Raw genomic sequence first — 15,753 nt, 5'->3', positions numbered from 1 at the left:
CGCATGAAAAAGAAAATTGGTGTAAGTTTTACGACCACGAACAACCAAAATTACCTGAACTGGTTTACACCAGAGGACCTGGGCGATGATATTGAATTGTTACAATTGTCCTTTGAGGAAAATAATGAACAAGACATTTCACTTTGCTCTGGTTTTATTCTTACAGGCGGCATTGATATTGATGCAGATTTATACGATGGCGAACCAGATTATGAACACAAGCCAGAACTGTTTCATACTGACCGCGACCATTTTGAGAAAAAAATTTACGACTTTGCCCAGCAACATCATTTGCCGGTATTGGGCATCTGCAGGGGGCTGCAGTTGGTGAATGTATTAGAAGGGGGGAAACTGGTTCAGGATCTTGGTCCGGAAAATGAAGTGCATAAAAAAGCGGGGGAAGAAGACAAACAACACCTTGTGCATATTCAAAGAGACAGTTTACTGTTTGAAATCTCCGGAGTTTCTGAAGGAATGGTAAACAGTGCACACCACCAGGCCATTGACCAGCGTGAAATTGCACCAACACTAAAAATCAATGCGCTGTCAGGTACTAACGACAGGACAATTGAGGGCATTGAATTCAAGGATCAGACCGGAAAGCCATTTATGCTCTGTGTACAATGGCATCCTGAACGAATGAAAGATAAAGAGGAAAGTCCCCTATCCAAAAATATTAAACAAAGTTTTTTGAACGCAATCAGACAACAAAAATGACAAAAATACCCGTTATCAATCCAGCAACAGAAGAATTAATCCAGGAGATTGCTGCCGATTCACCTCAAACTATAAATTCAAAATTTCACCTCTTGCAGCGTGGACAACCTGCCTGGGGAGCTCGTCCGTTATCTGAAAGGCTGGGTATTATTGCCCGTTTCTACGATCTTCTGGAAAGTGATAAAGAACTGCTTGCCAAATCTTTGACCGAAGAAATGGGAAAACCGCTTCAGCAAGCACGTAATGAAATCAACGGAGCAAGGAACAGGATCAGGTTTTTCCTGGATAATTCTGAAAAATGGCTGGCACCAGAATGGATTTCACCCGAAGGTGGCACAAAAGAAAAAATCACGTATGAACCACTTGGTATTATAGCAAACATTTCTGCCTGGAATTACCCATACCTGGTTGGTGTTAATGTATTCATTCCCGCTTTAATTGGAGGGAACGCAGTTTTTTATAAACCATCAGAATATACGTTACTTACCGGATTGCATATACAACGGTTGTTATACCTGGCAGGGGTACCCGAAGATGCCTTCCAACTGGCACTGGGTCATAGTGCTGTTGGTGAACTCCTGCTGGATTTGCCTCTGGATGGTTACTTCTTTACCGGTAGCTATAAAACCGGTAAATATATTGCTACCAGGGTGGCACCAAAACTGGTTCCCTGCCAATTAGAACTTGGAGGGAAAGACCCGCTGTATGTAATGGATGATGTTACTGATATTGACCAGGTTGCAGCTGCAGCTTTAGAAGGTGTAGTATATAACAATGGGCAAAGTTGTTGTGCTGTAGAACGCATCTACGTGCAGGAAAAATTGTATGATCAATTCGTAAAGTCTTTTGTAGCGCAAACAAAAAAAATGGTTGTTGGTAACCCATTGGAACCGGCGACTGAAATTGGGCCACTCAGCCGCAAAGGACAGCAGGATTTCTTATTAATGCAAATTGAAGACGCCGTAAGCAGGGGAGCGACGATATTAACCGGCGGAAACGCCGTTCCTGGAAAAGGATATTTTTTGGAACCTACAGTTCTGACAAATGTCAATCACACAATGAATATTATGCGGGAAGAATCTTTTGGACCGGTAATTGGTATCGAAAAGGTGGGCAGCGATGAAGAAGCCGCTAAACTGATGCTGGACACTGAATACGGACTTACAGCTGCTGTATATTCAACTGACTTTGACCGGGCTGAAAAACTGATGAAACTTATGGATACCGGTACTGTATACTGGAATTGCTGCGACCGTGTTAGTGCCGGTTTGCCCTGGTCCGGAAGAAAACATTCCGGATTGGGCGCAACTCTTTCCTATGCGGGGATACGTGCATTTGTTCAACCTAAAGCATGGCATTTGCGCGGTTAAGTGATTATAGGTTCCTATCAGGAACAGAAGGATTCTATTATGAAAACGATCACCCCCAGACCGAGTCATCCAGATATTCCAGGAATTGCAAGGGAAGCTGATATTTTATAAAAGGGCCTTTTGTCCTGTTGCAGCAAATGTTTTATAGCTTCAACGATCCTAATATCCTTAAGGCCTTCCTCACCGGGTGCTATTACTGCTTTACCATGCATAATGGCCATGGCATCATCATCCATTTGCCTGGCCTGCTGCCACGGGGCTAAATATTCATGATGTATTGCGTCTCAGGGACCAGAACCCTTCAGTCCGCCATATTCCGGCTATGAAGGGTATCAATTATCCCGCGGCATCCATTTTCTTTAACAGTCATGGGCTTTTCATACCAGGCCTGTTTGCCTGCATATGCTGCTTTAATTACAAATTTTATCAACATTCCTGCGATGTTTTTTTAGTATTTGGCTGGCTGGCCTGCTTTGGGCAAGGATCTTAGTATAAACTGCCGCAAATGTTCATTGCTGCTTACCAGGTCTTCTTTACGCAGGTACATCATATGGCCGCTTCTGTATCCTTCCCAGCTTAACCTGTTTTTTAATTTTCCGCCCGGATCCATCTGCCACATATTGTACTTTGCATTGAAATAATCGCAGGCTCCATCATAGTAACCGGATTGTACCAGTACATGCAAATATGGATTTTCTGCCATGGCTTTTCGGAGGTCTTCTGCAGTATGGTTGTTGGTATCATCCCAGGGATGCACTGGTCCGAACATGTTGTATTTTAAATCTGTTTTGTATTTTAATTCTTCCCGCAGGTACATATTGATTGGAGGTGTAAATGCATGCAGCCATGAATTTAATTCTGCATTATAATCAACTGTTTCCCCGGCAGCCATTTTATCAATTCCCAGGTACCTCGAATCAAGCCGGCCAATGGTATTGCCTTTTTCCCGCAAGAGTTCCTTCCAGAAAAAATCTGGCGCAATATTCAGGTTGTGCTGCAGGATTACTTTTTCAGACAAGCCTGAATACCTTGCCATTTTTGCCACGATAGCAGTTCTCTCAGCTTCTTCCAACTGGCTTCCCTTATTCATGGCAGGTATTAATTCATTCATTGTGAATTGTTCAACTTCCGGTAACATTTCAGTGAGGTCTTTTTGCTGAAGTTCCGGTACCAGCATCTTATGGTACCAGGCTGTTGCTGCGAAATAAGGGAGCCTTAATGCTGCGTCAGTCGCTACTCCGCGTTCTATACCCAAATCAGTTGGTGATACCAGTACAACGCCATTCAGGTACATCCATTGTGCCTCCTGTAACTCCCGCGCCAGTCCGGATACCCTTGTTGTTCCATAGCTTTCTCCAATCAGGTATTTGGGAGACGCCCATCGGTTTACTCTCGATACAAAACTGTTGATCCATTCCGCCAGGTATTTGATGTCTGCATTTACACCAAAGAATTTAGTTTTGGGTGTTTCCTTATTGGTGATCCTGGAAAATCCAGTATTTACCGGATCTATATAAACTATGTCTGCAATATCCAGTATAGAATTGGGGTTATCTTTAAAACCATAGGGCTGCACAGGATATCCTTCGTCATCAATTTTAAGGATACGCGGTCCGGTATAAGCCAGGTGCATCCATACAGAAGCTGATCCCGGCCCTCCATTGAATGAAATAACCAATGGCCTCAACTCCCGGTCTTTTATATCTGTTCTTTCGTAGAACGTGTAAAATAACCCGGCTATAGTCTTGCCATCCTCATCCCATACAGGCATTGTTCCTGCTGTAGCTTTGTAAGGAACTTTCTGTCCTTTTATTGTAACCTCGTGCAAACTCGTTACAAAAGAATCGGGGTTGAATACCTGGTTGCCGCTTGCCTGGACTACCTCCCTGGGAGGGACTGTGTTTTCCGGATTTTTTTTCTGTTGTGCATTACCTGTGAAATATAAAATTCCAAGGGCAAGGATAACCAGGGTTGTTGATTTCATGAAAATGAATTATGCGTATTAACAGCTGCAAATAAGGCAGGATCAAACTTAGTAAATAATAACTGAAACGCGCAAACGGTTGCCTGTTCATATTATGCTGCCCCTGACTATTTTTAGGGACATTAAGAATTTAGGTATTTTCAAATTCCTTACTACCTTATAAATGACAACTCAAGTACCAAAGCTAATTGCATCACTGGTTCTTTTACTGGGCTTTACTGTTAACCTTGCCACTGCCCAAATTATTCTGCCGGTGGGCGGTAATACATTTACTAATGCCAGCGAGTCGGAATCTTTGCAGGTGACAAACAATGGAATTGAGAACTGGGTATCAGCTTCGGATACCTTTACTACCTATTTACGGATTAACCGTAAAGGGGGGCTGAAATTGTCTGTGGAGGCCAGTTCAGACAAAGGGTCAATCCTTCAGGTATTGATCTGTGGTCAATCAAAAATCATTTCAATAGAAGCTGGTGGATTAAAATGGTATGATGCGGGGTCCTGGACAATCAAGGATACAGGATATATTAAAATTGTTATAAAGGGTCTTGGAAAAACCGGGAGATATTTCGCAGCGATTAAAAATTATTCCATAGCAGGTTCCGCTGTCAATGATCAAACCAGTTTCGTGAAAAATAATGACGGAAATTTTTACTATTGGGGTAGGCGGGGGCCATCTGTACACCTTAATTACCCTGTTGATGATAGTACCCGGGTTGAGTGGTTCTATAATGAACTTACAGTTCCTGTTGGTGAAGATAAACTGGGTTCCTATTTTATGGCGAATGGATTTGGGGATGGCTATTTTGGTATCCAGGTAAACAGCAGTACCGAAAGAAGAATTTTATTTTCCGTTTGGAGCCCTTACCAAACCGACGATCCTAAAACAATTCCTGATAGCCTTCGGATCAGGTTGCTACAAAAAGGGGAAGCAGTACAAACAGGTGAATTCGGGAATGAAGGATCAGGCGGGCAAAGTTTCCTGAGGTATAACTGGGTTGCAGGCCACACCTATCAATTTTTAATCAGGGCAAAATCGTTATTGCAGCAACATACTGTGTATAGTGCCTATTTTTATTTTCCTGAAATAAAAAAGTGGCAATTGATTGCTTCATTCGATCGACCAAAATCACCAGGCGGTTTAAGGCATCTGCATTCTTTCCTTGAAAATTTTATCCCCCAAACCGGCAATCAATCTCGACTTGTTTTTTTTGGCAACCAATGGATTTGTGATGACAAGGGTAGGTGGACCGAATTGTTAAAGGCCCGTTTCACAGCGGATAATACTGCCAGGGCCGGCTATCGCATGGATTATTCAGGGGCTGTGAATAATGATATTTTCCAATTGCGGAATTGTGGCTTTTTCAATGATTTTACACCTATTAATCAAATCTTTACACGTTCGGCCCATGGTAGTTTACCCGAATCTGTTTACCTTCTCATTAAAGAAAATCAGTGAAAAAAATAGCGAGTATCTATATTGCCTGCTGCTTATTTATTTCATGCACAAACAGGAATAATGCACCTATACAATCTGCTGAGCTTTATACATTCAATGATAATTATTCCTCCCGCTGGAGTAGCCCGGAAAATAGGAATGGTGTTAAAGGTGCAGGGGGACAGGAAAACAACCACGCCAAAGGCCATGCTTTCGATCCTGTTCCGGCAGGAAAATCGCTAACCCTTTTGGACATACAGGAAATGGGCATCATCCACAGGATATGGATGACAATTGATGACAGGTCCCCCGAAATGTTGCGCGCACTGAGAATTGATATGTTTTGGGATAATGCTGAAAAGCCAGCTGTATCCGTGCCCCTGGGTGATTTTTTTGGGATCGGTTTAGGAAGGACCACCAGCTTTCAAAATGCCATTTTTGCCAGCCCCGAAGGTCGGTCATTCAATTGTTTTATTCCTATGCCATTTAAAAAATCCGCAAAAATTGTAGTCACTAATGAGTCCGCAAAAACTTTGAACCTGTTATTTTTTGATGTGGATTACAGCCTTGTAAAAGAGCTCGACGCACAAGCAATGTATTTCCATGCCTTCTGGAGAAGGGATACTGCAACAATGCTGGCAGAAGATTATGAACTGCTTCCAAACCTGAATGGCAAGGGGCGTTTTTTGGGCGTAAATATTGGGGTCAATGCGAACCCCCGTTATGGAAATTCCTGGTTTGGTGAAGGCGAAGTGAAAATTTACCTGGATGGCGATACTTCCTTACCAACCTTAAATGGAACAGGCACAGAAGATTATATAGGTACAGGCTGGGGACAGGGTAAATTTATTCAACAATATTCTGGTTGTTCGGTTAGCGATGATTCCCTGAAACAATGGGCTTTTTACCGTTATCATATTCCTGATCCCGTATTTTTCCAGTCAAATTGCCGGGTGACTATACAGGCGATCGGGGGCGATACCAAAAAGAATGTGGCTGCTTACCTAAGATCTGGCGCGCCTTTGCTTCCAGTCAGTACAGCAAATGAACAGGGCTTTTATCCTTATTATAAAAAGGACAGCCTGGTTAACCTCGACGACAGTAACGCTATTGATGGCTGGACTAATTTTTACCGGTCAGATGATTTTTCGTCTACCGCCTATTTTTATCTTGATCAGCCTGTTAATGATTTGCCCGCTTTATCACCAGTTTCAGTAAGGATTGCAAACCTGAAGAACAACCATTAAATATTTACAGAACTAAAACCGGGGCATTTTGTTAGTGCAATACATTAAACCAATTTTATGTCCTGGTATTTCAGATTGTTGCTTATTCTACTGATTAATTCTCCTGCTCCGGCAACCGCACAGGCAGGGGATCAAACAGTAATTGTTAGTAATCTTGATAAGAAAAAAGGAAATGTTTATATCGGATGGTATAATAATGAGAAAACTTACATGGATGCTAACTATGCCGTGTTTAAGAAAATAGTTGCGGTTAAGGATAAGGATGAAGTCTCGGTTATTTTTCCTAATGTAGATCCAGGCGTTTATGCAATAGTCGTTTTCCTGGATGAAAATGAAAATGGCGAATTAGATAAAAATTTTCTGGGCATTCCCAAAGAAGATTATGGCTTCTCAAATAATATCATACCCGCTACCCGTTCTGCTACTTTTAAGGAGGCCAGTTTCACCCTTAACGGCAAACCAGGCACGATTTTTATAAAAGTAAAATAAATACAAAGGAAGTAATTTTATTATATTAGTAGTGATGGCCACTACTGCTACATCCAGAATTCATTCCATTGATATATTGAGGGGATTCGTGATGATCGTCATGGCCCTTGATCACGTTAGGGATTTCTTTCACATTACTGCGATGACGGCTGATCCGCTGGACCCGGCAACAACTTCTGTACCTCTATTTTTTACCCGCTGGATTACACATTTCTGTGCGCCTGTTTTTGTTTTTTTATCGGGCATTTCAGCCAGTCTCTCAAGGCGTAATAAAACAAAGGCTGAAGCGGCAATCTTTATGGTTAAAAGAGGCTTTTGGTTGCTGGCAGTAGAACTGGTGGGGATGACCTTTATCATTACTTTTAATCCATTTTATAATGTATTGATATTCCAGGTTATCTGGGTTATTGGCTGGAGTATGATCCTTTTAGGACTTTGCAGTCGGATTTCATATAAATTGGTTCTCTTTATTGGGGCATTGTTATTTTTTGGGCATAATATTCTTGACTATATCCCCCTTCCGCAAACAGGTGTTCCTGCTGCGCTTTGGAGGATATTCTTCACCGCATTCGGAACCATAATTCCATTAGGGGGCAATCATTTTATTTTTGCTTTGTATGCTGTTTTGCCCTGGACCGGAGTAATGTTCATGGGTTATGTATGTGGATATTTTTATAACCCGGACTTTCCGGCTGCGAAAAGAAGGCTTATTTTATTTCAGGCAGGGATTGCACTGATTGTGCTTTTTGTTTTCCTTCGGGTTGTTAACCAATATGGTGATCCTTCCCATTGGAAAACCTATCCTGGCGGTATCAGGAGTTTTTTGTCTTTTCTCAATGCCAGCAAATACCCGCCTTCCCTGGTATATCTCTGTATGACACTTGGCCCCGGATTATTGGCGCTCTCTTTTCTGGAGAAAAGTCAAAATGCACCTGCCCGTTTTATTACAGCATACGGCCAGGTCCCATTTTTTTATTATGTGTTGCATTTTTTCGGCATTCATGCACTGCTGGTAATCTTTTTTTTCGCAACCGGGCATACAACCAGCCAGATCGTAGATCCGAATCTTCCTTTTTTCTTCAGGCCGGCTGACTTCGGATATGATTTGCCGATAGTTTATTTAATCTGGATACTGGTTGTCTTAAGTTTATACTTTCCCTGTAAATGGTTTAGCCAATATAAGAAAGCCAGCCGGAAATGGTGGTTGTCTTACCTCTGAAATGAAGTTTGGGCTTCATTAGTATTATTCCCTGAAACGCAATGCCAGCAAGTAATTTATGATTTAATTTACAGTTTTGCAATCAAAGAAGTATGAGAATCTTGTATTGCAAAGACCAAAAACACACCTTAAGTTTGCATTAGTATTTGATGACAAACAAAATTCTCCCGATAAGTCCCTTCTGGAATTTTCATCAAATAAGCGGTTGCCCACCCATCTTATAAATCACGATTGCCGCCTGCAAGAAGTTTATTGAATCGTTAATTTTTAAATTGAATGTTATGAAGTGCGTAAACACAAAAATGAAATCTATGTTATCATTGGCAGCCATCGCTACAGCGCTTATATTAAGCACTGGAACAGCAAATGCGAACAATGTAATATCAGGCAATGAAAATGGTATTATTCCGGTTGAAGTAAAATATGTTGGCTCAGTAAACCAGCAACCTGTACTCGAAATCAGCCTGGATAATGATGCTGCCGAAGACTACAAAGTAACTTTGACAGACAATGATGGTACTGTTCTTTACTCAGGTAATTTCAGCAGCAAGAAAATTGTAAAGCGTTTTCAGTTTGCTAACGGTGGTTTAGAGCCCATGCACATCACTTTGACTGTAGCTACAAAAAAAGTAAGCCAGACTGAAACTTTTGAAATCAGTGAGACCCAACAGGTTATTACCGGTTTTGTAGTTGAAAAATTATAAAGTCTGAATTGCTTTTAAGCGGTTTTCCAGATCTTTTAAATTCATAAAATTGAGGCTTTCCTGAATGGAAAGCCTTAATTTTATTTGTATGAAAAGATATTCCGTTTTTTCAGGGTATTTCTTTTTCGCAACCCTGTTTCTTTTTTCCACCCTGCAATCACTGGCGCAATTGCGCCTTCCCGCCATCATATCTTCTGGAATGGTACTGCAGCAAAATGAATCTGTTAACATTTGGGGCTGGGCTGGTCCGGCTGAGAAAATTTATGTAACCACAAGCTGGAACAATCATACTGATTCTGCAGTAGCCGGCAATATGGCTGTATGGAAACTGATGGTCAATACACCAAAAGCAGGTGGTCCTTATACAGTAACAATTAAAGGAAGAACAACGATTACCCTTTCAGATGTAATGATCGGTGAAGTTTGGATATGTTCAGGGCAGTCCAATATGGAGTGGAGTTATAATAATGGCACTTCGGATATTGCGACTGATTTTCCAACCGCTTATAATAAAAAAATCCGTTTTTTCCAGGTACCCAAAACAGGTGCAGTTTATCCCCAGGATGATGTTAAAGCCAATTGGGCCATTTGTGACTCAAATACATTAAAATCATTTAGTTCAGTGGGGTATTTCTTTGGTAAAAAGCTCAGCAATGACCTTGACGTGCCTATTGGACTGATTAATGCAAGCTGGGGGGGGACTGCTGCAGAACCCTGGACCCCTGAAGAAGTAGTTAACCACGATCCTATGTTGAAGGGCGCAGCCTCAAAACTGCAATCCGTCCCATGGTGGCCTAACGGACCCGGGCAGACCTTTAATGGGATGATTTACCCCTTAACTAATTACAATATTGCCGGCGCCATCTGGTACCAGGGCGAAAGTAATACTTCAACAAACGCGACCTATCAGCAATTATTTACAAAAATGATTGAATCCTGGAGGAAAGCATTTAAAAAGGAAATCCCATTTTATTATGTGCAGATCGCTCCTTATGCGTATGGGCAAAAGAACGTTGGTGCCCTATTGCAGGAACAGCAAGCGCTAAGTATGACCTATCCTAAAACTGGGATGGTTGTAATTACAGACCTGGTAGATTCTGTTACTAATATACATCCGTCTCGTAAGCGGCCAGTTGGTGAGAGGTTGGCTAATTGGGCATTGTCTGAAACATATGGAGTTTCTGGTATTGCCTATAAAAGCCCTGAATTAATTTCGGCTGCACTTTCCAACGATAAAATAATCCTTCGGTTTACAAATGCACCTAATGGCCTGATAATTAATGGCAATGAAGCCACAGGATTTTTTGTTAGCGGCGAACAGGAAGCCTGGTTCCCTGCAAAAGCTAAAGTGGAAAAGGATGTTATTACTGTTACCTGCCCGGAGGTAAAAACTCCTTACCATGTACGGTATGGTTTCGGAAATACAACAATAGGCAATGTTTCGAGCTTAGAAGGGTTGCCGGTTGTCCCTTTCAGGACAGACGATTGGAAAGTTGATCAATCACCGGTAAATTAAAAATCAGAAATTGCACATATGAAAAAGTTAATCACCATGTTATGCCTCATCGTTATGATGCAGGCCCAAGGGAAGCAGATCTACCAGATATCAGTATATCACTTCAATACAGCCGAACAGGAAAGCCAGCTTGATACATATCTTTCCAAAACACTAATTCCTGCTCTGCATAAATTGGGTTGTGCCAATATTGGTGTCTTTAAGCCTATCGCCAACGATACTGCAGCAGACAAAAAATTGTACATGCTGGTTCCTTACAAAAACTGGCAGGACCTTTATTCAGTAAGGAGTCATCTGCCAAAAGATGCTGCACCCGAATATAGCAGGATGGAATCTATTATACTGGAAGCATTTCGCCTTGCACCGCAAATGACTTTACCCAAATTGTCTGGCAGCAAAACCGATTTTGTATATGAATTGCGTAGCTATGAATCGGCAACAGAAAAATTATACCAGAATAAAGTGCAAATGTTTAATGAAGGTGGTGAAGTACCCCTTTTCGAAAGACTCGGATTCAACGCTGTTTTTTATGCTGATGTTATATCCGGCAGCCGGATGCCTAACCTGATGTATATGACCAGTTTCAACTCGATGAAAGCAAGGGATGAACACTGGAAAACATTTAGTGATGATGCTGAATGGAAAACATTATCTGGTAAACCTGAATACCAGGGCAATGTTTCCAAGGCAGATATTATCCTGATGCACTCTACTGCATATTCAGACTACTAGGCCTTAAAAACTATTCACTTTTGTACTGCGTGGTTTTGGGATGAAAAGTTCTCCAGGAATGCCAGAATTCCTGGTAGACAGGTATCCTGTTCAGGAAAGCGCCTTTTAATGCCCCGTCAATACACCAGCCATCCATATTCCAGGTTGAATTGGTTTGAAGGTCTGTCATTTGATCAGGAATACCCGACCACTTGAAGTCCATTGCTTTACCATGAACGGTTCGGTCCCATCCATGGAAGGTGACCGAATCTTTTTCTAATACCAGTAACACTGGTAAGTCTTGGATACTATCAGTGATCATTCGCTTTTTCACCAGTTCATTCCAGTCATAAGCCTTTGCTGCAGTCGCGGACCTGATGCCTAATATCCATGATTTTTCTTTCCAGGATAAAGAGTCGCGCCTGGTTAGCTCGCTTTTCCCAAGCCCCGTTTCATAATTTACCATATTGCCATATTCCTCAATAAAATCCTTGTCAGGCTGCATAACCATTGAGTTTGGATACATTCGCAGCCAGGCACTTAATCTCATCTGCTGGCTTGGAATCTCAACGAGGCTATTCCCTTTAAGCGGACCTTCAACAGCTTCGCCAGTGGCCTGCCGCCACCAGCTTTTTGTACGGGCATCTTCAAACATCGCATTGAAATGATCCATGCCTACTAAACGGAAATTTTCAACCTGTCCTTGAACAACCGGACTGAATACTCTTCCAGTTCTGCAAACCGTACAATAAGTTACCATTATTGGTGTATTTCCCAGGCTGTCCCTGACCTGGTGATGGTATCCAATGTATTGGATAGGATATGCTTTGGCAATACCATTTAACGATACACCCAAAACCAGTTTTTCTCCTGCCACTTTATTTTTAGTAACATCAGCCAAAATAAGGTTCGATGGCTGGTGAAACATTTTATCGGCCTGCATCTGAAAATTGATCATGTAGAAAATGAAGATGTAAAATACTATGCCCAGTACCGTCCAGATTTTTTGTCTTTTGGTTGCTGCTTTAAAAATTTGAAAGGATAAAAATGCAGTCACTAACAGTAGCATTCCCCTGATCCAATTGGTATTGTTATGCAGCCAGTAAGCCACAGGAATACTGTTCTGCTGCTGGCTTCCGGGGAATGGCATGATAAAATAAACTCCGGCTGCTTCTAAAAGCACCAATATTAGCAGGACTATGCCTAAACCTAATCGATACATAACGATTTGAATTAATTAACCGGAAGCTACTAATTTCGGGGAACAATAATTTTATCCATTCAATACTTCATCATGTATTTTTCCCTTTTCCCGCAATCAGTATATACAATCAGGAGGAAGGTTTTAAAAGAACTCGTAGGATCAGGACTCATAGTGCTGATGGGTAACGAAGAGTCTGGCATGAATTATAAAGACAATTGTTATCACTTTCGCCAGGATAGCAGTTTTTTATATTATTTTGGACTGGATACGCCTGGCCTGGGGGCCATCATTGATGCGGATACCGGTGCTGAAATAATTTTCGGGAATGAACTCACCTTAGATGATATTGTCTGGACCGGACCGCTGCCCACGCTCAAAGAAATGGCCGCGGAAGTTGGTGTTAATCAAACTAAGCCTTACGCTGAATTCGGCAGGCAAATTATCCATGCAACATCTGTTGGAAAAAAAGTCCATTTCCTGCCTCCTTATCGACCCGAAAATCTGTTGAAATTATCAGAATGGCTGCAGTTGCCGGTTTCTGCTATCAAAACACACCATTCGGTAGAATTAATCAAAGCCGTTGTTAAACAACGGTCCATAAAGGAAAGTATAGAAATTGAAGCTATCGAACAGGCTGTTTCCATTAGCGCCGATATGCATTTTACAGCGATGCATAAAGCAGCAATCGGTATGAAAGAATATGAGCTTGTGGCTAAAGTGCAGGAAATTGCCCATGCCGCCGGCGGACAATTATCTTACCCCGTCATTCTTACAATAAACGGGCAGACTTTACACAATCATTTTTACGGGAATACCTTATCAGAAGGGAATATGGTACTGGTTGATGCAGGGGCTGAACAAAACATGCATTATGCAGGCGACCTTACCCGGACTTTCCCGGTCGGACGTCAATTTTCTACACAGCAGCGTGAAGTATATGATATAGTCCTTAATTCACTGGAAAGGGCTACGGCATTGCTGCAACCTGGCGTTCAGTTCATAGATATACATGCTAAAGCTGCTGAAGCCCTGGTGGCTGGACTGAAAGAAATTGGCCTTGTAAAGGGTGATCCTGCTGAGGCTGTCCGGGAAGGAGTGCATACTTTATTTTTTCAATGCGGACTGGGCCATATGATGGGACTGGATGTGCACGATATGGAAGATCTTGGGGAAGAATATGTCGGGTACACTGACCAGCTTAAAAAAAGAACGGATTTTGGCTGGAAATCATTGCGGCTGGGCAAAGCCCTTGAACCCGGGTTTATTCTTACAGTTGAGCCGGGTATTTATATGATCCCGGAACTTATTGACAGATGGAAAGCAGAAAAAAAACTTTCAGGGTTTATTAATTATGGCGCGCTGGAAAAGTACCGCAATTTTGGTGGGATCCGGATTGAAAATAATTTCCTGGTTACTACCGAAGGTTACCACAGGCTTGGCAAATACCTGCCGGATTCAGCAAGGGAAATTGAATCTATCCGGGACCAATATGCGTAGAAATTGATTTTAATACCAGTACACTGATGAAAATTTCTTCGCTATTTTGTAACACCGGAATGCTTTCCTGATGGCTGGAATATTCCATTAATCCTGAAATAAATGGTTTAGCCATTAGTCGCTGTGGGGTACTTAATATTACGGTCATATTAAGGTGGAGGAATGTCCTGACAAGCCTGTCCAATTGCTTGAAATCTTCAGGGTCGTAGTTGATATCACTCAATAAAATCACATCCGCCTTTTTTTCTGAGGGTATGACATTCCAATCCAATACACTGGATTGCAGGTTTGTAAGTCTGTTATATTGTGCTGATTGCTGTATTACCGTAACCGCTTCTTGCATGTAATCTGTGCAGTTGACATTTGCCGCCTTCCGGGCTGCGACCAGTGATGGGAGACCCAATCCTGCGGCTAATTCCATTACCTGACTGCCCGCATAGTAAGCCGGGTTTTTGTCGAGGAAAACAGATAATGCGATTGATGCAGGCCAGATTTTTGCCCAGTATGGAAATGGTGTTTGATTGTTTTCAAGGAAGCGCTTCCTGTATTCTTCCAGAACAGATTGGTCATCTGGCACAAGCAGAGAAACAGAAGTCTTTCCAATTTGCAGAGTTTGCAGTGATAGTTGTAATGCCATATGGGAAGTACCAAAGATGAGTAATCTTTTTAATTGTTACCTAATATGCAAGTGGAGTGAGCTTTTGTACCTTTATCCTATGAGTAATCTTTCGGCTTTTAACCAGTTCTCCAGGAGTTTGCCGGCAGAGGGTTTTACCATGCCTGTTCTTTTCATTGGTCACGGATCACCCATGAACGGAATTGAAGAAAATGAATTTAGTAAAACCTGGACTGCAATGGCCAATTCAATTCCTATACCTAAGGCCGTGCTGGTTGTATCAGCGCATTGGTTAACCCGGGGAACACATATAACAGCCATGGAGCATCCCCGGACCATCCATGATTTTGGTGGATTTCCCGATGAATTATTTAAAGTGCAATACCCGGCACCGGGTGATCCCCAACTAGCCATCGATACTGTGCAAATGGTAAAAACTGTTTCAGTGGGTCTTGACCATGAATGGGGATTAGACCATGGTACCTGGACAGTAGTACGCCACATGTTTCCTGACGCTAATATACCGGTATTGCAATTGAGCATTGATTATGGAAAAGAAGCCCGCTACCATTATGAACTCGCCAGGGAGATATCTGCCTTACGTAAAAAAGGAGTCCTGATTATCGGTAGCGGCAATATGGTACATAACCTGCGCATGGTAGCCTGGGATAAACTCGGTGAACCGGAATACGGATATGATTGGGCATTACATATTAATGAGGAATTCAAACGGCTTATCAGTGCGGGTACACACGATTTGCTGGTTAATTATTCCGCCATGGGCAAGGAGGCTTTATTGGCAATACCCACCCCGGATCATTATTACCCGCTACTGTATATCCTGGGTCTCCAACAAAAAAGCGAGCCGATAGCTTTTTTCAATGATCGTGCTGTTGGTGGGTCGCTGACCATGACATCAGTTCGCATTGGATAAAAATGGGGCAACTGAAAATCCTTGCTCTATCCTAGCTTCATCCTAGCTTTATCCTAGCTTTATCCTAGCTTCACCCCTGACTAGTCCTAAAATAGCTATTAATTGCT

Annotated in this window: 15 protein-coding genes; 11 read left to right on the top strand and 4 right to left on the bottom strand. The window is 42.1% G+C overall.

Going from position 1 to position 15,753, the window contains the following annotated elements; all coding sequences use genetic code 11:
• Nucleotides 1-3: 3 nt before the first annotated feature.
• Both LAQ65_RS19370 and LAQ65_RS19365 read left to right on the top strand, forming a co-directional pair.
• A complete protein-coding gene (locus tag LAQ65_RS19370) occupies nucleotides 4-717 on the top strand; it encodes a gamma-glutamyl-gamma-aminobutyrate hydrolase family protein (protein WP_224118665.1) in 714 nt (237 codons plus the stop codon).
• Nucleotides 714-2,087, top strand: a complete 1,374-nt coding sequence (locus LAQ65_RS19365; protein WP_224118664.1) for an aldehyde dehydrogenase family protein — start codon at nucleotides 714-716, stop codon at nucleotides 2,085-2,087. The genes LAQ65_RS19370 and LAQ65_RS19365 overlap by 4 nt, the downstream gene beginning before the upstream one ends.
• A gap of 301 nt (nucleotides 2,088-2,388) precedes the next feature.
• Here LAQ65_RS19365 and LAQ65_RS21080 read toward each other — a convergent pair whose 3' ends face one another.
• Complete coding sequence (locus tag LAQ65_RS21080; RefSeq protein ID WP_262901525.1) at nucleotides 2,389-2,520, bottom strand: hypothetical protein; 132 nt, start codon at nucleotides 2,518-2,520, stop codon at nucleotides 2,389-2,391.
• Between the two features lie 15 nt (nucleotides 2,521-2,535).
• The gene (locus LAQ65_RS19360; protein WP_224118663.1) at nucleotides 2,536-4,071 is read right to left on the bottom strand and encodes a S10 family peptidase; all 1,536 of its coding nucleotides are present in this window, start codon (nucleotides 4,069-4,071) and stop codon (nucleotides 2,536-2,538) included.
• Between the two features lie 163 nt (nucleotides 4,072-4,234).
• On the opposite strand from LAQ65_RS19360, the gene LAQ65_RS19355 reads away from it, so the two are divergent.
• From LAQ65_RS19355 to LAQ65_RS19325, 7 genes are all read left to right on the top strand, one after another.
• Nucleotides 4,235-5,530 carry a DUF3472 domain-containing protein gene (locus LAQ65_RS19355; RefSeq protein WP_224118662.1) on the top strand — a complete coding sequence of 432 codons (1,296 nt, stop codon included), beginning with the start codon at nucleotides 4,235-4,237 and terminating at the stop codon, nucleotides 5,528-5,530.
• A complete protein-coding gene (locus LAQ65_RS19350) occupies nucleotides 5,527-6,756 on the top strand; it encodes a glycoside hydrolase family 172 protein (protein ID WP_224118661.1) in 1,230 nt (409 codons plus the stop codon). Before LAQ65_RS19355 ends, LAQ65_RS19350 begins: the two co-directional genes overlap by 4 nt.
• Nucleotides 6,757-6,813: 57 nt before the next feature.
• On the top strand, nucleotides 6,814-7,245 hold the full coding sequence (locus LAQ65_RS19345) for a DUF2141 domain-containing protein (RefSeq protein WP_224118660.1): 432 nt from the start codon (nucleotides 6,814-6,816) through the stop codon (nucleotides 7,243-7,245).
• 34 nt (nucleotides 7,246-7,279) lie between these two features.
• Nucleotides 7,280-8,464 (top strand): DUF1624 domain-containing protein, encoded by a 1,185-nt coding sequence (locus LAQ65_RS19340; RefSeq protein ID WP_224118659.1) that lies wholly within the window; start codon nucleotides 7,280-7,282, stop codon nucleotides 8,462-8,464.
• Nucleotides 8,465-8,745: 281 nt separating this feature from the next.
• On the top strand, nucleotides 8,746-9,168 hold the full coding sequence (locus LAQ65_RS19335; protein ID WP_224118658.1) for a hypothetical protein: 423 nt from the start codon (nucleotides 8,746-8,748) through the stop codon (nucleotides 9,166-9,168).
• Between the two features lie 88 nt (nucleotides 9,169-9,256).
• Nucleotides 9,257-10,684: a sialate O-acetylesterase gene (locus LAQ65_RS19330; RefSeq protein ID WP_224118657.1), complete on the top strand. Its 1,428-nt coding sequence runs from the start codon at nucleotides 9,257-9,259 to the stop codon at nucleotides 10,682-10,684.
• Nucleotides 10,685-10,702: 18 nt separating this feature from the next.
• A complete protein-coding gene (locus tag LAQ65_RS19325) occupies nucleotides 10,703-11,416 on the top strand; it encodes an NIPSNAP family protein (protein WP_224118656.1) in 714 nt (237 codons plus the stop codon).
• Nucleotides 11,417-11,426: 10 nt separating this feature from the next.
• Here LAQ65_RS19325 and LAQ65_RS19320 read toward each other — a convergent pair whose 3' ends face one another.
• Nucleotides 11,427-12,617, bottom strand: coding sequence for a DUF3179 domain-containing (seleno)protein (locus LAQ65_RS19320; protein WP_224118655.1), 1,191 nt, complete (start codon nucleotides 12,615-12,617; stop codon nucleotides 11,427-11,429).
• A gap of 72 nt (nucleotides 12,618-12,689) precedes the next feature.
• On the opposite strand from LAQ65_RS19320, the gene LAQ65_RS19315 reads away from it, so the two are divergent.
• The gene (locus LAQ65_RS19315) at nucleotides 12,690-14,096 is read left to right on the top strand and encodes an aminopeptidase P family protein (RefSeq protein WP_224118654.1); all 1,407 of its coding nucleotides are present in this window, start codon (nucleotides 12,690-12,692) and stop codon (nucleotides 14,094-14,096) included.
• On the opposite strand, the gene LAQ65_RS19310 is transcribed toward LAQ65_RS19315, so the two are convergent.
• A complete protein-coding gene (locus LAQ65_RS19310) occupies nucleotides 14,074-14,733 on the bottom strand; it encodes a class I SAM-dependent methyltransferase (RefSeq protein ID WP_224118653.1) in 660 nt (219 codons plus the stop codon). The genes LAQ65_RS19315 and LAQ65_RS19310 overlap by 23 nt on opposite strands.
• A gap of 79 nt (nucleotides 14,734-14,812) precedes the next feature.
• Here LAQ65_RS19310 and ygiD point away from each other — a divergent pair, with 79 nt between their 5' ends.
• Nucleotides 14,813-15,646, top strand: a complete 834-nt coding sequence (gene ygiD, locus LAQ65_RS19305) for a 4,5-DOPA-extradiol-dioxygenase (RefSeq protein ID WP_224118652.1) — start codon at nucleotides 14,813-14,815, stop codon at nucleotides 15,644-15,646.
• Nucleotides 15,647-15,753 lie beyond the last annotated feature (107 nt).

It is taken from the genome of Flavihumibacter profundi (genome assembly GCF_020076305.1).
Classification (GTDB): Bacteria; Bacteroidota; Bacteroidia; order Chitinophagales; family Chitinophagaceae; genus Flavihumibacter; species Flavihumibacter profundi.
The sequence above is the reverse complement of the archived record's forward strand: the minus strand, read 5'-3'. Positions and strand labels throughout refer to the sequence as shown.